Source organism: Actinoplanes utahensis, from assembly GCF_016862455.1.
GTDB lineage: Bacteria > Actinomycetota > Actinomycetes > Mycobacteriales > Micromonosporaceae > Actinoplanes > Actinoplanes utahensis.
Map to the genome: position 1 here is coordinate 18,239 of NZ_BOMZ01000044.1, position 19,268 is coordinate 37,506.

General features: G+C 72.6%; 15 protein-coding genes. 8 read left to right on the forward strand and 7 right to left on the reverse strand.

The window, feature by feature from the left end:
- Positions 1–74 precede the first annotated feature (74 nt).
- The 5 genes from Aut01nite_RS16350 (at position 75) to Aut01nite_RS16370 (ending at position 6,859) form a co-directional block, all read left to right on the forward strand.
- On the forward strand, positions 75–1,097 hold the full coding sequence (locus Aut01nite_RS16350; RefSeq protein ID WP_043521752.1) for an NAD-dependent epimerase/dehydratase family protein: 1,023 nt from the start codon (positions 75–77) through the stop codon (positions 1,095–1,097).
- Positions 1,061–2,326 (forward strand): lipopolysaccharide biosynthesis protein, encoded by a 1,266-nt coding sequence (locus Aut01nite_RS16355; protein WP_043521751.1) that lies wholly within the window; start codon positions 1,061–1,063, stop codon positions 2,324–2,326. Before Aut01nite_RS16350 ends, Aut01nite_RS16355 begins: the two co-directional genes overlap by 37 nt.
- A 75-nt stretch (positions 2,327–2,401) precedes the next feature.
- A complete protein-coding gene (locus tag Aut01nite_RS16360; RefSeq protein ID WP_052163098.1) occupies positions 2,402–3,925 on the forward strand; it encodes a peroxidase family protein in 1,524 nt (507 codons plus the stop codon).
- A gap of 297 nt (positions 3,926–4,222) precedes the next feature.
- Positions 4,223–5,422, forward strand: a complete 1,200-nt coding sequence (locus Aut01nite_RS16365) for an AI-2E family transporter (protein ID WP_236642476.1) — start codon at positions 4,223–4,225, stop codon at positions 5,420–5,422.
- A 681-nt stretch (positions 5,423–6,103) separates the two neighbouring features.
- Positions 6,104–6,859 (forward strand): M15 family metallopeptidase, encoded by a 756-nt coding sequence (locus Aut01nite_RS16370; RefSeq protein WP_083998440.1) that lies wholly within the window; start codon positions 6,104–6,106, stop codon positions 6,857–6,859.
- Between the two features lie 32 nt (positions 6,860–6,891).
- Here the strand turns inward: Aut01nite_RS16370 and Aut01nite_RS16375 are convergent, their stop codons facing one another.
- A complete protein-coding gene (locus Aut01nite_RS16375; RefSeq protein WP_043521750.1) occupies positions 6,892–7,140 on the reverse strand; it encodes a hypothetical protein in 249 nt (82 codons plus the stop codon).
- 146 nt (positions 7,141–7,286) lie between these two features.
- Positions 7,287–8,291, reverse strand: a complete 1,005-nt coding sequence (locus tag Aut01nite_RS16380; RefSeq protein ID WP_043521856.1) for a saccharopine dehydrogenase NADP-binding domain-containing protein — start codon at positions 8,289–8,291, stop codon at positions 7,287–7,289.
- Positions 8,292–8,377: 86 nt separating this feature from the next.
- Between Aut01nite_RS16380 and Aut01nite_RS16385 the strand changes: the two genes are divergently transcribed.
- The gene (locus tag Aut01nite_RS16385; RefSeq protein WP_043521749.1) at positions 8,378–9,316 is read left to right on the forward strand and encodes a helix-turn-helix domain-containing protein; all 939 of its coding nucleotides are present in this window, start codon (positions 8,378–8,380) and stop codon (positions 9,314–9,316) included.
- A gap of 48 nt (positions 9,317–9,364) precedes the next feature.
- Here the strand turns inward: Aut01nite_RS16385 and Aut01nite_RS16390 are convergent, their stop codons facing one another.
- Genes Aut01nite_RS16390 through Aut01nite_RS16400 form a run of 3 tightly spaced genes read right to left on the reverse strand, consistent with a single transcriptional unit; the run spans position 9,365 to position 10,798 of the window.
- Entirely contained in the window at positions 9,365–9,598 is a 234-nt protein-coding gene (locus tag Aut01nite_RS16390) for a hypothetical protein (RefSeq protein ID WP_052163096.1), read from the reverse strand.
- A gap of 45 nt (positions 9,599–9,643) precedes the next feature.
- Entirely contained in the window at positions 9,644–10,522 is an 879-nt protein-coding gene (locus tag Aut01nite_RS16395; RefSeq protein ID WP_052163095.1) for a helix-turn-helix domain-containing protein, read from the reverse strand.
- 36 nt (positions 10,523–10,558) lie between these two features.
- Entirely contained in the window at positions 10,559–10,798 is a 240-nt protein-coding gene (locus tag Aut01nite_RS16400) for a hypothetical protein (protein ID WP_052163094.1), read from the reverse strand.
- A 349-nt stretch (positions 10,799–11,147) separates the two neighbouring features.
- On the opposite strand from Aut01nite_RS16400, the gene Aut01nite_RS16405 reads away from it, so the two are divergent.
- Together Aut01nite_RS16405 and Aut01nite_RS16410 are read left to right on the forward strand one after the other, a co-directional pair.
- Positions 11,148–11,423, forward strand: a complete 276-nt coding sequence (locus Aut01nite_RS16405) for a hypothetical protein (protein WP_043521748.1) — start codon at positions 11,148–11,150, stop codon at positions 11,421–11,423.
- Positions 11,424–11,442: 19 nt separating this feature from the next.
- A complete protein-coding gene (locus tag Aut01nite_RS16410) occupies positions 11,443–11,679 on the forward strand; it encodes a hypothetical protein (RefSeq protein WP_043521747.1) in 237 nt (78 codons plus the stop codon).
- Here the strand turns inward: Aut01nite_RS16410 and Aut01nite_RS16415 are convergent.
- Both Aut01nite_RS16415 and Aut01nite_RS16420 read right to left on the reverse strand, forming a co-directional pair.
- The gene (locus Aut01nite_RS16415; RefSeq protein ID WP_043521746.1) at positions 11,666–16,861 is read right to left on the reverse strand and encodes a diguanylate cyclase; all 5,196 of its coding nucleotides are present in this window, start codon (positions 16,859–16,861) and stop codon (positions 11,666–11,668) included. The genes Aut01nite_RS16410 and Aut01nite_RS16415 overlap by 14 nt on opposite strands.
- Positions 16,858–19,197, reverse strand: coding sequence for a putative bifunctional diguanylate cyclase/phosphodiesterase (locus tag Aut01nite_RS16420; RefSeq protein ID WP_052163093.1), 2,340 nt, complete (start codon positions 19,195–19,197; stop codon positions 16,858–16,860). Before Aut01nite_RS16420 ends, Aut01nite_RS16415 begins: the two co-directional genes overlap by 4 nt.
- Between the last annotated feature and the right edge of the window lie 71 nt (positions 19,198–19,268).

Genomic DNA, 19,268 nt, shown 5'->3' on the forward strand with positions numbered 1-19,268 from the left:
GAGCGGCAGCCACCGCAACCGAACGGCGAACCTCGCGGGCGAGGGCCGGGAGCGCACGCCAAGGGAGGCACAGAATGAAGGTGCTGGTCACCGGCTCCGCCGGATTCATCGGCGGATATCTGGTCTCGGAACTGCTGGGCCGCGGGCACGAGGTCGTCGGCCTCGACGACTTCTCCAAGTACGGCCCGGTGTCGCACAGCTACGACAGCCACCCGAACTACCACTTCACCGAGGGCGACGCCCGCGACGTGGAGCTGGTGACGAGGCTGCTCGACGGCTGCGACCACTTCGTGGCCGGGGCGGCGATGATCGGCGGGATCTCCTACTTCCACGCGTACGCGTACGACCTGCTCGCCACCAACGAGCGGATCATGGCGGCCTCCTGCGACGCGGCGATCCGGGCGCACCGCGACGGGACGCTGAAGAAGGTCACCTACGTGTCGTCGTCGATGGTCTTCGAGTCCACCGACCGCTGGCCCAGCAAGGAGGGCGACCAGCACGAGGTGCCGCCGCCGAAGTCCTCCTACGGCTTCCAGAAACTCGCCGTCGAGTACTACGCCCGCGCCGCCTGGGACCAGTACCGGCTGCCGTACACGATCGTCCGCCCGTTCAACTGCGTCGGCATCGGCGAGGGCCGGGCGCTCGGCTCGGCCGAGGTGCTGTCCGGCAACGTCAAGCTGGCCATGTCGCACGTCGTCCCGGACCTGGTGCAGAAGGTGCTCAAGGGCCAGGACCCGCTGCACATCCTCGGCGCCGGCGACCAGGTGCGCCACTACACCTACGGCGGTGACCTGGCCCGGGGCATCGCCACCGCGATCGAGCACGACGCGGCGCTCAACGACGACTTCAACCTGTCGACCGCCGAGTCCACCACCGTGCTCGCGCTCGCCGAGATGATCTGGCGCAAGATCAAAGGCTCCGAGACCCCGTTCTCGTACGTCAGTGACGAGCCGTTCGCGCACGATGTCGCGATGCGCGTCCCGGACGTCTCGAAGGCGCGCGACGTGCTCGGCTTCACCGCCGGCACCAGCCTCGACACCATGCTGGACGAGGTGATCCCGTGGATCAGGCAGGCGGTCGCGGAGGGACGGCTGTAACCGGGCCGGCTTCCACGGCCGGCCGGCGGGTCGGCGCCGGGGCCGCCGCGGTCGCCGTCGCCAGCGCGGTCACCAGCGCGCTCGGCTATCTGGTCCCGGTGCTCGGGGCCCGTACCCTCGAGGCCTCTGATCTCGGCGCCCTCGGCACCGTCCTGGCGATCGCCGGCATCGTCGCCGTCCCCAGCATGGGCCTGCAGATCGCCGTGGCGGTGCACCGGGTGCGGCATCCCGGCGCGTCGGCCCGCCGGGCCGGATGGCTCACCGCCGCCGCCTGCACCGTCCTGGTCGCGCTGCTCGTCCCGTTCGCCGGGCCGTCGTTGCTGGACCTGCCGCCGGCCGTGATCCCGCTGCTGGCCGTCTACACCGGCGCGATCGTGGTGGCCGGCCGCTGGCTCGGCGAACTGCAGGGTGACGAGCGGTTCCTGCGCCTGGCCGCCGGCATGGCCGTGCAGGCCGCCGGACGGTACGGCGGCCTCACCGCCGGCCTGCTGACCGGCGCCGGGCTGACCGGGTCGATGCTGATCGGCACCGCCACCGCCCTGCTCATCCCGCCCGCGCTGGCCCTGATCGCCCGGACCCCGAGCGGGGGCTCCGGCGCGCTCGGCATCACCGCCCGCCAGGTCTTCACCGCCTGCTCGGCGTCGCTGGCCATGCTCGTCGTCTCCTACGCCGACCTGCTGCTGGCCCGCACCCTGCTCAGCGACACCGGCTCCGGGGCGTACACCGTCGGCACCATCCTCACCAAGGGCGCGATGTGGGCGCCGCAGGTGGTGACCGTGCTGGTCCTGCCCCGGCTCGCGCAGGGCAGCCGACGGGCCCTGCTGCTCGCGGTCGGCCTGGTCACCGCGTCCGGCACCGCCCTGGTCACCGCGTCCGCGCTGGCCGGCGGCCTGGCGTTCCGGGTCGCCGGCGGCGAGGACTACGTCGGGCTGGGCCGGTACGCCCCGGTCTTCGCCGCCACCGGCGCCATCTACGCCCTGGTGTACGTGCTGGTCAACGCCCAGGTGGCAGCCGGCGCGAAATGGCCGTCCGCGCCGCTGTGGGTGGGTACCCTCCTGCTCGTGGTGACCGCCGGCTGGCTGGTTCCGCACACCTTCCCGGCGATCATGTGGTGCGCGTTCGGCACGGCGATGCTCGTTCTGGCGGCCACAGCGGTGCCCAACGTACGACGGCACCGCAGGTTGCGGGCTGCTCCCCCGTTGGAAGACAACGCTGCCGGGTCGTATTAATCCGTCCAGTTCTTATTTCCACCGCGGTGTCACAGGATGTCGCAATCATGGCCGCCGGCTGGCTAACTTCCCGGCATGGCTGACTCGAACATCGAACGGCGGACGCTGCTCGCCGGGACCGCTGCCGTCGCGGCGACCGTGGGGACCACCGGCGCCGCGCTGACCGGCCCGGCACACGCCGCGGCCGGCGCCCCGGGCGCCCCGGGCGCCCCCGGCGACTGGAAACACGCCGTCGCCTTGAACCGGGGCAGCGAGATCGCGGTCAAGGCCGGCCGCGACAAAGAGGGCCGCTTCGGCGTCATGTTCAAGAACACCGAGGCGTACGCGCCGCCGGAGAGCCTGCTGCGGTCACTGGCCGCACAGATGGGCGAGCCGAACACGCCGAACCCGACCGACCTCGACAACCTGCGCATCCCCGCCGGGTTCACCTTCCTCGGCCAGTTCATCGACCACGACATGACGCTGGACCGCACGCCCCTCGCCGACGCGAAGGCCGACCCGCTGGCGCTGACCAACTTCGACACCCCGTCCTTCGACCTCGGTTCGCTGTACGGCCGGGGCCCCGCCGAGGACCCCGGCCTGTACGAGGCCGACCGCACCCGGATGAAGGTGGTCCGCAACGCCGGCGGCGTCGACGACCTGCCGCGCCGCGACGACGGCAGCGCCCTGCTCGGCGACACCCGCAACGACGAGAACCTGATCGTCGCCCAACTGCACCTGGCGTTCGCCAAGTTCCACAACCGCACCCTGGCGACCGGCCTGGCGAAGAACCTGGCCGAGGCGCAACGGCTGACCCGCTGGCACTTCCAGTGGATCATCGTGCACGACTTCCTCGACAAGATCGCCGGGCCCGAGGTGGTCGGCCGTTTCCTCGACAACAAGGGCAAGGTCAAGCGGGAGTTCTACAAGCCCAAGAACCCGAACCGGCCGATGATGCCGATCGAGTACTCGGTCGCCGCCTACCGGTTCGGGCACAGCATGATCCGAGCCGGGTACCTGCTCAACACCCGCACCAACCCGCCCGCGGCCGCCGCCATCTTCGGCCAGGAAGGCGGCGACCTGCGAGGCAACCGGCCGCTGCCGGCCCGCCTCGAGATCGACTGGTGGCACTTCTTCGACGTGCCCGGAAAACCCGCCACGCCGCGCAACGCCGCCCGCCGCATCGACGGGAAACTGTCCCTGCCGCTGTTCAACATGCCCGCGACAGTGGTGAACGACGGCACCCCGTCCCTCGCCGAACGCAACCTGATCCGCGGCGTGCGGCTCGGCCTGCCCGCCGGCCAGGACGTGGCGAGAAGAATGGGCGTCACCCCGCTCAGCAACGCCCAGCTCGGCCTCCCCGACCCGGACAACGCCGGCTGGCAGGGCAAGGCGCCGCTCTGGTTCTACATCCTCAAGGAGGCGGAGCTCACGTACGCCGGGGAGCGCCTCGGGCCGGTCGGCGCCCGGATCGTCACCGAGGTCGTCCTCGGCATCCTGGAAGCCGACCGGAACAGCTACCTCAAGGTCAACCCGGGGTTCCGGCCGGTCGCGCCGATCGCCCCGGTCACCGGCCAGTTCCGTACCGGGGACTTCCTCAAGTTCGCGCTCGCTCTCTGACATCCGTGCCACCTGAGCGTGTGGAGTTCGGCCGCGCATCGCGCCCGGGCTCCACACGCTTTTCTACGGCCTTTCTACGGCCGCCTTTTTACGGCGGCACAGCGTGGGCCGCTTTTCCTACCCCGGCACAGCATGGGCCGCTTTTCCTACCCCGGCACAGCGTGGGCCGCTTTTCCTGCGCGGCACAGCGTGGCCCGGCGAGCGGACCGGGAGCGGGATCCTTAGGGTGATCGCATGGGCACGGGTCTGAATCCGAGAAAGACGCGAGGCGCGCTCCGCACATGGTCGGGCGTCTCGATGCAACTGCTCCTGGTCCTGTTGTCGACCTGGGTGACGCTGTGGCTGGTCGGCAAGGCGTGGTCGGTGGTCTGGCCGGTCGTGATCGCGCTGCTGCTCACCACCCTGACCTGGCCGCCCGCCCGGTTCCTGCGCAAGCACAAGTGGCCGCCGGCGCTCGCCGCCACCGTGGTGACCCTGCTCTTCCTGGTCGTCGCGATCGGCACCATCGTCGGCATCGCGGCTCCCGTCGGCGCCAAGTCCGGCGAGCTGGCCGACCAGGTCGTCGCCGGCATCGCCGAACTGCGCGACTGGGCCGCCGGCCCGCCCTTCAACATCACCGACGACCAGGCCAACCAGTACATCAACACCGGCGTCGACAAGCTCCAGGCCAGCGTCGGCAGCATCGCCACGGCCACCCTCAGCGGCGTCGGCTCGGTCTTCAACGGCCTGGTCAACACCATTCTGGCGCTGTTCCTGATGTTCTTCTTCCTCAAGGACGGGCCGCGGTTCCTGCCCTGGCTGAGCCGGCAACTCCCGGGCCGCCTGGCGACCGACGTCCCCGAGGTGGCGAGCCGCAGCTGGAACGCCCTCGGCTCGTTCGTCCGCTCGCAGGCCCTGGTCGGCCTGCTCGACGCCGTACTGATCGGCATCGGCCTGGCCGTCCTCGGCGTCGACCTCGCCCTGCCGCTCGCCGTGCTGACCTTCGTGACCGCCTTCGTGCCGATCGTCGGCGCCCTGTTCGCCGGGTTCGTCGCCGTCGTCATCACGTTCGTCACCAACGGCTGGACCGACGCCCTGATCGTCCTCATCATCATCATCGTGGTGCAGCAACTGGAGGGGAACGTCTTCCAGCCGATGGTCCAGAGCCGCGGCCTCGGCCTGCACGCCGGCGTCGTGCTGCTGGCCGTCACCCTGGGCAGCAGCCTGTACGGGATCGTCGGCGCCCTGCTCGCCGTCCCGGTCGCCGCCATGATCGCCGTCCTCTGGATCTACCTGCGCGAACAGCTCACCGACACCCCACCCCCCGCTCAGCCCGCGTCCGACTCGGCGTCCGAACCCTCGCCCGGCCCCGGCCCCGCGACTGCTTCCGATGCGGCCCCCGGCACCGTCCTCGGCTCTGGCACCACGCCGGGCTCCGGCACCACGCCGGGCTCCGGCACCACGCCGGGCTCCGGCACCACGCCGGGAGAGATGCCGGCTCAGCCCACTCAAGCCTGAGGGCCCCGCCGGGCCGCGCCTCCCTTTTCAACCGGCGTGGCCCGGCGGTCCTCCCCCGACCTTCAGCCCTGCAGTCCTGCACCGTCGCCCAGATCTGCAGCCCCCGTGCAGCCCGGCCCCCACCCAAATCTGCAGCACCGCAGCCCTGCCTCCCCACACACGAACCCGCCTCGCTCAGCCCTGCAGGCGCCCTCGTACAGCTCTACGCCCCCTGCACCCGCTTGGCACGACCCAGCCCACGCCTCCCTTCCCCGGCCTGACTGGGTGTAGCAGGATGAGGTGATGACTCTGGAACGGGTGGATCTGGGCGAAGCGGACTACCATCGCGGTTGACGTAACGTCTTCAACCAAGGCATGAGCTGCGGTGATGGCCGACTTTCGAGACAGCAGTGAAAACCAGTCGTGGTTCGCCGTGAACCGGGCAGTCCCGCGGTTGCTCGGCTGAAAACCTCCGGTTCGGCCGACGCGAGCCGGGATCGGCGGTCAGGGTGGATTCCTGTGAGACGAATGGCGGCGGCGTTCCTGTGTGCGCTCCTGATTCCCGCGACGGCCCAAGCAGTTCCGGCGCCGGCCCAAGCCACCCCCGCGCGAGCCCGAGTGACCCCCGCTCCGGCCCAAGCCATCCCGGCGATCCCCGCGACGGCCCAGGCCATCGCCGCGCGAGCCCCAGCGATCCCCGCGATGGCCCAAGCCATCCCCGCGTCGACCCGAGTGGCACCCGCGGCGGGTCCGGCGAAGGCAACCACGCATGTCGTACGGGCAGGGGACACGCTGTCGCAGATCGCGGTACGGCACGGGCTGCGGATCACTCAGCTACGGGACTGGAACGGGCTGGGGAAGGACGAGCCCCTGCGGATCGACGGGATGTTGCGGCTGACCGCTCCCGAGTCGCCGTTGCCCGCGTGGAAGACCCTGGTGACCAGGGTGACCACCGCCGAGGCCAACGGAAGCCCGGCGAAGCGATGCCCGGTCCCGGCCGCCGAACTGCGCCGCATCTGGGTGCGGTATCTCGGCTTCGACGGCCGCGCCCACACCGGCCACATCACCATGCGCCGAAGCCTGGTCGGCCCGGTCCAGCGGGCCTTCGCGAAGCTCTACCGCTGGCGGTTCCCCATCATGGCGATGCCACCGGCCGTGCCGCCGGACCGGACGGTGCTGACGCTCGGCTACGAGTGCCGTTTCGTGGCGGGCACCCGAACCTGGTCACAGCACTCCTACGGCCTGGCGGTCGACATCAACCCCCGGCAGAACCCGATGATCCGCGGCGACTACCTCGATCCGCCGAACAGCCGACCATGGCTGGCCCGCACCCACCACTGGGCCGGAATGATGCACGCCGACGGTGCGGTCCCCGCCTTCACCAGCGAGGGCTTCTCCTGGGGCGGCCGCTGGAAGACCCTCAAGGACTACATGCACTTCAGTACGACGGACCGCTGACGACCCGGCCGTTCGGCGCGCGCCGGAGAGCGCTACGAATCGGCTGTCGTCACGTAGGTCATGAGGAGCCGGCTTTCGCCGTGATCGCGGATCGTCATGGACCACTCGCCGATGTCGTCGAGGTCGGCGCGATCGTTCTTCATGGCCGCGAGGATCAGCGCACGCATCTTCGCTTCGTCACTGTCGAGGTCGAGGTGCGTGGTCACGGCCTCCTTACGGTTGCGGCCACGGTAGATCTCCAGGTCGTAGAGCTGTCTTCCGTCGTACGCCCGCCTGGCCACTCGCGCTCCCTCGGTCCATGGATCATCGAGAGGATACTCGGCCGCGGGAAGGCGGCGGAACGCCGAAGTCCCTTGTCGAGCGGCCGTTCCCGGCGGCGCGCGGGGCTCTCCGGTGGCAGGCGGTCGAGTGTCCGCGAAGGCACAGCTCAGCAGGGCGTAATGCGAACGCTGAGGTACGGGGACAGGGCGCGCAGGAAGTCCGGGGCGTCGAAGATCGTGCCGGCGGAGGCGACGCCGGTGGTGTGGGTGCGGCCGTCGAGGAGGCGGGTGACGGCTTCGACGGCGAGCGGGGCGCTGATCGCGTAGATGTCGTGGCCGGTGGCGGAGGCACGGCGCTGCTGACGGCCGGATCGGATCAGGACGTCGACGGTGAAGGTCTGGCCGGAGGGGACGGACGGGTCGGGCGCGGGAGTGCCTGGGGTGGCCAGGTCGGTGGCCGCCGTCGTGGTCATGTACGTGCGCACTTCGGGGATCGCGAGGTGGCTGGGGATGGTCACGACGTCGGCCATGGTGAAGTCGCCGAGGACGGTGCGGCGGCCCAGTGGCGCGGGGAAGTCCCAGTCGACGGCCGGCAGGTCGCCGTCGGGGGTGTAGTAGTCGAGGCGTCCGCCGGTGTAGCGGACTCGCCGGCCGGCCCGCCGGTCGCGGGAGACGGCGCCGGAGGCGAGGGTGCCGGCGGTCGGGTGCCAGCTGCTCAGCCCGTACGCGACATGGGCCTCGTCCGCCGTCTGCCAGTCGCGCATGGCCGCGGTGACCAGCAGGTCGCCGAGGCCGCCGAAGAAGGCCATCGCCGGGACCACCGCGACGTCCGCGGCCCGCGCCGGCTCGCTGAAGTGGGTGAACGTGTCGGTGTTCGCCTCGATCTCGGCGGCCACGTCCACGTAGGGGATCTTCGCGCGCAGGGCGGCCTCGATCACCGGTGCGGCGGTGGCGGCGAACGGGCCGGCGGCGTTGACGACCGCGTGGGCGCCGGCCAGGTCGAGCGCGCCGTCGGCGGCGGCCACCCGGTATCGCAGGTCGGCGAATTCGCGGAGCCGCGCCTCGTCCCGGCCGATCAGGAGCGGGTCGAATCCGCGGGCGAGCAGCTCCGCCACCACGAAACGGCCGGTGTGCCCGTACGCCCCGAAAACGGCGACGATCTTTTGAGTCATCTGTCGTTCCTCCTCGCTGACCATCCTTCAACGACCGCAACGACGGGGCGAGTGTCGGGAACGACAATGGCCGTACAGTTTCGGACATGACCGTGATCGCGATCGCCGCCACCGACGGGATGCTGCACTTCGAGCTCGCCCTGGCCTGCGAGATCTTCACCCGCGATCCGACCGGGCGGGCCGACCCCTGGTACGAGGTGGTGGTCTGCGGCGACGGCCCGGTGCGGGCGGGCCGGTTCGGCATCGAGCCGGACGCGGGCCTGGACCGGCTCGCCACGGCCGGCACCGTGATCGTCCCGGCGGTCGCCGACGTCGACGCCGAGGTTTCGCCCGCCCTGCTCGACGCGGTCCGCACGGCCCGGGCGGCAGGCGCCCGCGTCGTCTCGCTGTGCACCGGCGCGTTCGTGCTGGCCGAGGCCGGGGTGCTGGACGGGCTGACGGCCACCACGCACTGGGCGCACACCGATGTGCTGGCCGAGCGCTATCCGCGGGTCACGGTCGACCCGGATGTGCTCTACGTGGACAACGGCGACGTGCTGTCGTCGGCGGGCAAGGCGGCCGCGGCCGACCTGTGCCTGCACCTGATCCGCCGGGACCACGGTTCGACGGTCGCCAACGCGGTGGCCCGCCGCCTGGTGGTGCCGCCGCACCGGGCCGGCGGGCAGGCGCAGTTCGTCACCACCCCGGTGCCGCAACGCGAGGACCATCCGCTCGCCGCGCTGTTCCCCTGGGTGATGGCGCGGCTGGACCGGCCGCTGACCGTGGAGGATCTGGCCCGACGGGCGAACATGAGCTCCCGCAACCTGGCCCGGCATTTCCGGGCGGTGACCGGGATGACCCCGTTGCAGTGGCTGTCCACGCAGCGCATCCGGCGGGCGCAGGAGCTGCTGGAGAACACCGGCGACAGCATCGACGCGGTCGCCGTCGCGGCCGGCATGGGCACCGCCGCGACGCTGCGGCGGCACTTCCACCGGGCCGTGGGGGTGCCGCCGGAGGCGTACCGGCGCTCCTTCCGCGCCTCGTAGGGGCCAGCCCGGGGAGATCCGCGCTCGCAGGGGGCCGGCCCGGGGAGATCAGGTGTCCTGTTCCCGGAGCAGGCGGGCCGCTTCGAGGAGCAGGTCGCGGGGGATCGCCACGAGCCGTTCGCCGTCGCCGAGGGTGACCCCGTCGACGTGTGTGTCGACGACGTGTCCCTGTACGAGGACGGTGTCGGGCCCGCTCCGGTAGACGGCCGGGCAGGTCCCCGTGCCGCAGAGGCTGACCACCGGTCGCACGATCGGTACGGCGGCCTTCTCGTGGTTCGTCATAACCTCACGGTAGGAACGCCGGTGACACCCGACAAGCAGGGCGATTTATCGGGCCGGCAGCATCATCTGCACGTAATCGGCCAGGTGACGGCTCAGGATCTCCTCGATATCGGACACGGCGACCCGTTCCAGGGTGTCGAAGGCACGCCGGTAGGTGCGCACCGTCTCCCGTCCTTTCGACATCACCGTGGTGTTGAGCAGGTCGGCGCTGACGAGCCGGTTGTCGGCGACGTAGAAGCCGTGCAACGGCGCCATCGGCAGGGTCGCGTCGTCCGGCACGATCAGGATGTGCACGTTGTCCAGCGCGTTCAGATCACGGAGGCGCTGGATCTGCGCGATCATGTCAGCGGGCCCGCACACCCGGTTGCGCAGCACCTGCTCGCTGATCAGGAAGCGGAACTCCCGGCCGGGCTCCATCAGAAGCTCGCTGCGTTTGATGCGGGCGGTGACGGCCTCGGAGACGGTGACCGCCGAGGCGGAGAGCCGGGCGTCCTCCAGCCCCTCGGTCAGGCCGGTCATCACGGCCCACGCGTAACCGCTGGTCTGGAGCAGGCCGGGCACCACCGCCGGCTGGAAGATCCGCAGCTCCCTGGCGGCCGCCTCGATCCGGTTGATCTCGCTCTGGATGGTGGCGAGGCCGGGCTGGGCCCAGATCCAGTCGGTGACCCGGTTGTCGGCGTGTTCGGCGAGCTCCACCAGTCGCTCCACCTCGGCGGGGGGCAGGCCGAGCTCCCCGGCGATCATCCGCACGTCGCCGGGCTCGGCGGCGACCACGCCGGTCTCCAGGCGGGAGATCTTGGCCTGGCTCATGCCGACCCGATCGCCGAGGGCCTGGCCGCTCAGCCCCTGCCGTCGGCGGCACCGCGCCAGAATCTGTCCGATCGTCTCGACGGGCTGGTCGGCCGGTTCGGGCGAGTCAGACACCGCACTCGCCCCCCTCCGTCTCGTCAGGAATTCATCTTATTCAGTACTCCGCATGGCCGCCTCGAGCAGTTCCATCGGAATCTCCACGAGTTGCTCACCGGCTGGCACGTCGATGTCGACGCTGTCCGAGGCGACGGTGTAACCCTGCACCACCAGGGTGTTGCGGTCGGTCCGGTAGACGGTCGGGCAACTGCCGGGACCGCAGACCGTGGTGACGAGGGTCAGCTTGGGGGCGTCGGTGCCGCTGCCCGGAACGCCCTGATTGTCAGAATTCACAAGCAGAAGATTACGTCCGTTGTCAAGGCCCGGCAGGCTTGTCGAATATTCGGCTTCGCGACTCACCTAACCACAACCCCGCTGGTAAGCAAGGGTTGACGCGGGCCACTTTGTTCACCCAGTGACACCGTGACGGGGACCGAGCCTATACATCGGATCACCTGATCGGAAGTCCACATTCACTCTGTGGCATGACGATTGCGATCAATCGCATAGAAGTGCATATTCGTTCTCAAGGGTCACGGGCTGTCATCTCCCTCCAGCGTTGGATCACGGACGGTGATCACTCACGACCCCGTCGGTGCATATGCGCGGTGATCCCGCGCGGACACCAGGATCGGAGGCTGTCATGTCCTTCCTTCTCACCTCCCTCTCCGTGGCCCGGGAAGCGGCGCCGCGGGACCCGGCGCCCTGGGATGCGATCGGCACGTCCCTGCTGTCGCAGCCCCTGCTCTACCTGGCGCTCGCCGGGGTCTGCCTCGTCGTCGTCCTGCGCTTGCTGAAGCGGGCGATGTCCCCGATCGGGGCTCTCATCCAGGCCGTGGCGGCCGCGGCGACGGTCGCCTTCGCTGCCATGATCGCCCTCGCGATGCTCGTCGCGGCCGCCGTCGCGACGATGCGATGAGCGGCGAGGAGGTACCGAGATGCCCGGTCATCTGGTGCTGATCGCGCTCGGGGCGCTCGCGGTGATCGTGCTGACCGAGATCGTCGCGGCCGCGCTGCCGGTGGTCATCGTGATCACGGTGGTTCCGCCGGAGGAGCGGGAGGCGCTCGCCCGGCTGCTGGCCGCGTGCGACAGTTCCCGGCGGCTCCGGCTGTGGCCGGCACTGCGGCTGGCCGTACGGGAACGCCGTAGGCAGCTCACGACTAGTCGATCATGACACGGTTCCGGCCGGACTCCTTCGCGCGGTAGAGCGCATGGTCGGCCCGGGCCAGCAGCTCGTCCAGGCTGGTGTCACCGGGGGCGAGCTGCGTCAGGCCGACGCTGATGGTCACCGGGATCGGGCCGGCCGCGCTCGGGACCGGCTCGGCGCAGACCGCCCGGCGGATCCGTTCGGCCAGTTCGGCGGCGTGCCCATCGTGGTCGGGCAGCACGGCGGCGAACTCCTCGCCGCCGTAACGGCCGAGCACGTCGGAGTGACGCAGGCAGCCCCGGATCCGGGCGGCGACGGTACGGATCACCTCGTCCCCCACCCCGTGCCCGTACGTGTCGTTGATCGACTTGAACTTGTCGATGTCCAGCATCACGGCCGCGAGCTGGCGCCCGTTGCGCGCGGCCGCCTGGACCAACGCGCCGGAGATGGCGTAGAAGTGCCGCCGGTTGTGCTGCCCGGTCAGCTCGTCGGTGGTGGCCAGCTCCTGTACCCGGCTGAACAGGCGGGCGTTCTCGTACGCCGCCATGCCCTGGGTGGCGAGCGCCGCCGCGACCTGACGGCTGGTGTCGTCGAGCCCGCTGCCGCCGACCAGCACGGCGCCGGCCGGGCCGTCGCGTCCGGTCAGGGGCACGGCCAGCGCCACCGGGGCGCCGGCGAGCATCCGTTCCCGTACCCCCGCGGTCTCCGCCGGATCCAGCAACTCGGGCGCCTCGCCCAGGGTCAGCTGCAGGGTCGCGCCGACCGCCTCCGGCGGCGCCGAACCGACCACCGACAGCACCTCGCCGTCCCGGCTGATCAGGCAGCCGGCCGAGGCGCCGAGCTGCGTCTGGAGCGTGCCGGACAGCTGCCGCAGCAGGCGGTCCGGCTCCAGGATCGCGCTGAGCTCGGCGAGGCTGGCCCGCAGCATCTCGGCGAGCGCCTGCTGTTTGCGCGCCGCCTCGACGGCCGAGTGCAGCTGGGCGGCCCGGGCGGTCTCCAGGGACAGTGCGACGTGGCTGCTGACCGCGGTGAGCACGGCGACGTCCTCGTCGGTGAAGATGCCGCGGGCGAGCCGGCTGTCCAGGTAGACGACCGCGACGAGACGGCCCTTGAACTGGACCGGGGCGATCAGGATGCTGCGCAGGCCGTGCACGACGGCGCTGCGGGAACCGAGGGCGGCGCCCTGCTCGGTGCCGGTGACCACCAGCGGTTCGCCGGTCTCGGCGACCCGGCGGACCAGGCTGGCGCCGTACTCGCCGGTTTCCGCGAGGTCGCCGGAGACGTCCCGGCCGGAGTACCGGACGGGTTCGCCGAACTCGTCGAGCAGGAAGAAGATGGCCCGTTCGGCGCCGAGGATGCGCAACATCTCGTCGAGGGCGACGCTGGCCAGCTGCTGCGGGTCGAGGATGGTCGCGGCGGCCGCGCCGACCTGCTGCAACGCGTCCAGGTGCCGGTTGCGGCCGGAGGCCGGGCGGCGTTCGGCGACGGTCCGGCGGTGCGTCCCGGCACCCTCGTCCACCCCGAATTCGGTACGGGTCTGCCGCCGCCGCTGCTCCCACCCGTGGAACGTGGTCATCCCGAGCGCGAACCGGGCCTGCCGGTCGGCCTCGTTGGTCATGCCCATCGCCCGCATGGCCCGCGCCCGGATCCGAAACACCTCGTACTGGATGAACGGCGCGTCGACCTGCCGCAGCCGCCGTTCGGCCTCGTCGGCGAGCTTGACGCAGCGCTGCGGCTCCCCGGCGGCCAGGTGCAGTGACGCCTTGGTGGTCAGGTGGACGCAGCGCAGCAGCGGGGTGCCGCCGACCCGGCCGAGGTCGCGGATCGCGTCACGGGCCACCGCGAGCCGGGCCGGGCGGTCGGCGTCGGCGGCGTACCGGAACTGGATGAGCCGGGCGTGCGCCCGGTACACGTACAGCCACCGGTGCTGCGGCATCAGCTCGCCGCGGCGCAGCCCGAGCGCGAAGAACTCGTCGAGCACCTCCTCCAGTTGCGGGCCGACCTCGCCCTGTTCGAGGAGGACGCAGGCGGCGGCGGTGAGGCTGTTGGCCCGCTGCACCCGGGTGCCGGTGCCGGGCGGGAACGCCTCACGCAGCCGTTTGAGGGCGGCGGCCGCCTCGCCGAACCGGCTCTGCCCGGCGGGGACCATCACGCTGAGCATGCCCAGCGAGGTGCCGAACGCGAGCGCGGGGTCGGCGAGGTGGCTGACGCCGCGCTCGTACTCGCGGGCCGCCTCGTCGACGTACCCCCGCAGCAGGTAACGCAGGCCCAGGGTGGCGTACCCGGGGATGAGCTGCGCCGGGACGTACCACCGGGCGTTGCGGGTGGTGGTCCTCTCCCACACGCTGCCGTCGTCGGCGCCACTCATCAGCAGCGCGCAGCCACGCATCCACTCGACGTAGGCGCCCAGGCCGGGATCGCCCAGCCCCGCGGCGACGGCGGCGGCCCGCTGCAGGCAGCGGTCGCTGGTACCGCGCAATCTGATCACCGCGGTGACGTACCCGATCAGGCTGTACACCCGGACGTACTCGGCGCAGGGACCGAGACGGTTCACCGCGTAGAGGGCCCGCAACGCCAGGATGCCCGCCTCCTTCAGGTGCAGGCCGACCCCGGCGGCATAGCCGCCCGCGTCGAGGACGGCGGCGAGCGCGGCGAGCGTCTCCCGGTTGCCGCCGCGTGCGGTTCCGAAGCCGATTCCGGTACGCCGTACGAGCCCACCCGCCAGCGCGATGAACAGCGTCGTGATCAGCGCGAACACGCCCCCCGGCAGCGGCCGGCGCAGCTCCGACAGCGCGTTGCGGGTGGCCTCCAGGGCCTTGTCGTCGGCCCATACCGTGTGGTGCCGCTCGATGCGGGTGGTGAGCAGCCGGGCCCGGGTCACCCGGTCCGGCTCACCGGCCAGCGCCCGGTCGAGCAACGCATCGGCCTCGTCCAGCCGCCCGGCCCGCAGCAGGGCCTGGGCCAGCACGTGCAGCAGTTCGGTGGCCGGCGCCGGATCCCCGGCGACGGCGTCGGTCAGGTAGTCGATGGCCTCGGCGGGCGCCTGGTCGGCGAGGGCCCGGCGGCCGGCCGTGGCGGCGCTGCGCCGGCGGTCGGCGGGGGACGCGGCGTCCCCGGCCTGGCGCAGGTGACGGGCGACCGCGTACGCGTGCCCCTCGTCCCGCAGGTCCTCCGGCAGTCGTTCCAGCGCTCGGGCCATGTCGGCGTGCATCCGCCGCAGCCGGTCCTCGCCGAGCCGTTCCAGCAGCACGTCGCGCAGCTGGGGGTGGACGAACGCGTACCAGCCGCCGGGCCGGGGCTCCAGCACGTGCCGGTCCGCCGCCGCCGCGAGCGAGTCGAGCACCGGGTCGGCCCCGTTCGGGTGTGCCGCGTCCGGCCGCGATACGCACCCGAACTCGACACGCGAGATCTCGCCGAACGCGAGCAGCGTCTCCGGGCGGAACCGGATGCCGGCCACCGCGGCCGCGGTCAGGCAGTCGAGGGTGGCCTCGGACAGTCCGGTGAGCCGGGTGGCGATCATGTCCCGGACGTCCGCGACCGGCGGCAGCGCGTCGGCGCCGGCGATGTCCAGGCGCCAGGTGCCCCAGAACGGGCTGAGCAGTCCGGCGTCCAGCAGCCGCAGCAGGTGGCTGACCACGGCCAGCGGCGTCCCGTCGGTCCGCGCGGTCACGTGCCGTACCAGCTCGACGGTCACCTCGGCGCCGGGCAGCCGGGAGGCGATCACGTCGGCGACCGACGGCGCGGGCAGCGGGGCGCAGGTCACCTCGAGGACGCCGGGCCCGTCCAGTCCGGCGGCCGGGTCCGGCGTGCCGTCCGGCGCGGTGAGCAGCACCAGCACCGGCAGCCCGGACAGTTCGGCGGAAAGCTTCTCCAGCAGTTGCCGGGTGCCGGAGTCGAGATGCTGGGCGTCGTCGACGACCAGCAGCAGCCCGCCGGAGCGGGTGGCCATCTCGCCGATGAACGCGGTGCCCGCCCCGAGGACGTGCTCGTCACCGCCGGAGGCCGGCTCGCCGGCGACCGGCAGCACATCCCCGAACAGGCGGGCGAGCAGCCCGGCGCCGGCCACCGCGGTCGCCTCGGCGACCTGCTCCTCGACGATCGCGCGCTGCCGCGGCGGCAGCCGGCGCAGCCCGGCCCGCCAGGAGGCGGCCCCTTCCCGGACCACGGCCAGCGGGGACGCCTCGTCCGGGCGGCCGGTCGCCCACAGCACCGGCAGCCCGGCCGCCGACGCCTCGGCCGCCACCTCGGCGGCGAGCCGGGTCCGGCCGGAGCCGGCCGCACCCCGGATCACCGCGATGCCCCCCTGCCCGGCCCGGGCCCGTTCCCAGCGGCGGGAGAGCCGTTCCGCCTCGGCGGCGCGCCCGCGCAGCGGCCAGCCGGAGACGGCGGGCTGCTCGGCCGCCGCGCCGCCGGGGCAGCCGCGCAGGTCGGCCAGGAGCGCGACGGCGTCCGGGTAGCGGTCGTCGGGGTCCTTGGCGAGCAGCCGGGACACCACCGCGGACAGCGCCGGGTCGATGCCGGGCCGCAGCTGCGCCAGATCCGGGACCGGCGCGGCCAGGTGCAGGCGCAGCAGCTCACCGACGTCGTCGGCCTCGAACGGCAGCCGGCCGGTGAGGCATTCGAAGAGCACCACGCCGAGCGAGTAGAGGTCGGACCGGCCGTCGACCGGGCGTTTGAGCATGCCGGACTGCTCCGGCGACGAGTAGAGGAAGGTGCCGACCGCCTCGTCGGCGTCACCGCGCTCGTCGCCGAGCTGGGCCAGGCCGAAGTCGATCAGGGTGGCCGGCTGGTCCGGGCCGACCATGATGTTGCTCGGTTTGACGTCCCGGTGCACCAGGCCGAGCCGGTGCGCGGCGGCCAGGCCGCGGGCCAGCCGAGCGGCCATCGCGACCACCCGTTCCTCGGCCATCAACCCGCCGCCGAGCTGGTCGGCGAGCGAGCCGCCGCTCAGGTGGTCGAGCACCAGGGCGGGCGTCCCGTCGAGGTCGCCGACCGCGTGCACCCGGACCACGCCGGGATCGTCGATGCAGGCCAGCAGCGCCGCCTCGCGGTGGAGCTCGGTGCGGATCCGCGGGTACTCGCTCGCGGCGGCGAGCGGCCGTTTCACCGCGTACCAGCGGTCGCCACGGCGGGCCCGGTGCACCATCGTGAACGCGCCACGGCCGAGCTCGTCGACCAGTTCGATACCGGTCAGCCCTGTTTCCGTCACTTGCCACTCATTCCGCGTCCGGCGTCACTGTTCTGTTCGGCCGGAGCCGGGCACACCTGAACGGTGACGGCGTCGGCGAGCAACATGGTCAGGTCGGCTGCCGGGATCGGCCGGGCGAAGTGGTACCCCTGGCCCCGCTGGCAGCCCAGGGCGCGCAGCAGGTCGGCGTGGTAGCCGGTCTCCACCCCCTCGGCGACGGTGGTCAGGCCGAGCCCGGCGGCCAGGTCGACGATCGCCCGGACCAGGGCGGCCTGCCGGGTGTCGGTGTCGTCGGCGGGCATGAACGACCGGTCGATCTTCAGCACGTCGATCGGCAGGTCGCGCAGGTAGGCAAGCGACGAGTAGCCGGTGCCGAAGTCGTCGACGGCGACCCGGACGCCCTCGGCCCGCAGCGCGCCCAGGTGCTGCAGCGCCTGCTGCGCGGGCGCCCCGGAGCGCACCAGCACGCCCTCGGTGATCTCCAGGGTGAGGGCGGTGGCGGGCAAGCCGCTGTCCCGCAGCGCGGCCAGGGCCTTCGCGGTGAACTGCGGGTCGACGAGCTGGCGCGGGGAGACGTTGACGGTGACCGTGGTGCCCCACCGCCGGTGCCAGGCGGCCGCGTCGGCGCAGGCCCGCCGCAGTACCCACTCGCCGAGCGCGACGATCAGGCCGCTGTCCTCGGCGGCCGGGATGAACCGGTCCGGCCCGATCGGCGGCTGTCCCGGTGGCAGCCAGCGCACCAGCGCCTCGACCGCCACCGGCCGGGCGTCGTCGAGGGCCACGATGGGCTGGTAGTGCACGGCGAACTCGTCGGCGGCGACGGCCGCGCGCAGCCGCTCCAGCAGGCGGATCCGGTCGGCCTGCTCCCGGCGCATCGCCACGTCGAAGACGGCGGCCCGGTCCTTGCCGGACGCCTTGGCCGCGTACAGGGCCAGGTCGGCGTCGCTGAGCACCTGGACCGGGTCGGCCAGCCGGTCGTAGACCCGGATCCCGGCACTCGCGGTCACGTGCAGCGACTGCCCGCCGGCCGGCACCGGCTCACGCAGCGCGGACAGCAGCAGCTCGCCGCGGGCCGCCGCCTCGACCGGCCCGGCGCCGGCCAGCAGCAGCGCGAACTCGTCGCCACCGAGCCGGGCCACCGTCCCGCCGTCGCCGGCCAGGTCGCTCAGCCGCCGCCCGACCGCGAGCAGCAGGGCGTCACCGGTCGGGTGGCCGAGGCGCTCGTTGACGTCCTTGAAGCCGTCCAGGTCGATCAGGATCAGCGCGCCGTCGCCGCCCGCCACCCGGCGCTGCAGCTCGCCGCGGTTCGGCAGGCCGGTGAGCGCGTCGTGCCGGGCCTGGTGGCTCAGCTCGCGCTGCAGCCCGTCCTGCTCGTCGAGGGCGTCGCACAGGCGAGCCGCACGCCGGTCGGCCAGCTCGCTGGTGTGGGTGAGCCGGAGGACCAGCAGCAGCGCGGTGAGCGCGGTCGCGCCGATCGGCACGGCCAGGTCGATCCGGTCCAGCCCGCGGCTGGGGTCCTCGGTGGCCAGCAGGTACGCGGTGGCGGCCGGGCCGATCATGACGAGGACGACGTTGGCGGCCACCGACGTCCAGGTCCGGGCCGGGCCGTTCGCCGGGGCGCCGGTTCCGGCCGCGTCCGGATGCCGGGCGGCGGCCCCGATCAGCAGGAACACCAGCACCCAGCCGGTGGCGCTCCAGCCCGGCCCGGACCAGGAGCCGCCGGCGGCGACCGAGAGGAAGCAGATCACGTCGGCGACGGTGAGCACCACGGCCGCGCCGAGCAGCGCCAGGTCCGACCGGCTCAGCCGGCTCCGGACGGCGATCATGCGGGTGGCGGCGGCGAGGACCAGCAGGTCGGCGGCGGGGTACGCGAGGACGCCGGCCGCGCCCTGCCACCGCCCGGCGTCGTGCACGAACGGGCCGTAGAGCAGCACCCAGATCAGCACGATGCCGGTGCAGAGCACCACGCCGGCCTCGGTGAGCCCGGCCCAGCGCGCGCCCCGGGTGTCCGGCAGGGCCAGCAGCCCGGCCGCGAGCAGCGGGTACATGGCCAGGTAGACGACGTCGACGAGGGTCAGCGCGTCCGGCACCGGCAGCCCGGCGGCCAGCCCGGCGCCCCAGACCGCGTTCGCGCACGCGGAGCAGATCATGGCGGCGCCGAGCGGCCACCAGGCCCAGCGCCGGGCCCGCGGGTACCGGCGCAGCCCGCCCCGGACCGCGGCCAGCGCGGCCAGGGCGACGACGACGTACGCGGCCTGCCGTGCCGCGTCGCCGAGCAGCGGCGCCAGCAGCGCGAGCAGCACGCCCGCGAGCAGCAGCGCCCGGCCGCCACGTTTCCGGTCCCCCGTCGACTCCACTCGACCACCATCGCCCGGCCCGGGTGCGGACCGGTTGCCGGACCGGATCGCGCGGGTGTCAGAACCGGGTC

Bases quoted from the DNA above. Each gene is read 5' to 3' on its own strand.
- Aut01nite_RS16350 (WP_043521752.1), top strand. From the start codon at position 75: ATGAAGGTGCTGGTCACCGGCTCCGCCGGATTCATCGGCGGATATCTG.
- Aut01nite_RS16360 (WP_052163098.1), top strand. From the start codon at position 2,402: ATGGCTGACTCGAACATCGAACGGCGGACGCTGCTCGCCGGGACCGCT.
- Aut01nite_RS16365 (WP_236642476.1), top strand. From the start codon at position 4,223: ATGCAACTGCTCCTGGTCCTGTTGTCGACCTGGGTGACGCTGTGGCTG.
- Aut01nite_RS16370 (WP_083998440.1), top strand. From the start codon at position 6,104: ATGGCCCAAGCCATCCCCGCGTCGACCCGAGTGGCACCCGCGGCGGGT.
- Aut01nite_RS16380 (WP_043521856.1), bottom strand. From the start codon at position 8,291: ATGACTCAAAAGATCGTCGCCGTTTTCGGGGCGTACGGGCACACCGGC.
- Aut01nite_RS16385 (WP_043521749.1), top strand. From the start codon at position 8,378: ATGACCGTGATCGCGATCGCCGCCACCGACGGGATGCTGCACTTCGAG.
- Aut01nite_RS16390 (WP_052163096.1), bottom strand. From the start codon at position 9,598: ATGACGAACCACGAGAAGGCCGCCGTACCGATCGTGCGACCGGTGGTC.
- Aut01nite_RS16405 (WP_043521748.1), top strand. From the start codon at position 11,148: ATGTCCTTCCTTCTCACCTCCCTCTCCGTGGCCCGGGAAGCGGCGCCG.
- Aut01nite_RS16410 (WP_043521747.1), top strand. From the start codon at position 11,443: ATGCCCGGTCATCTGGTGCTGATCGCGCTCGGGGCGCTCGCGGTGATC.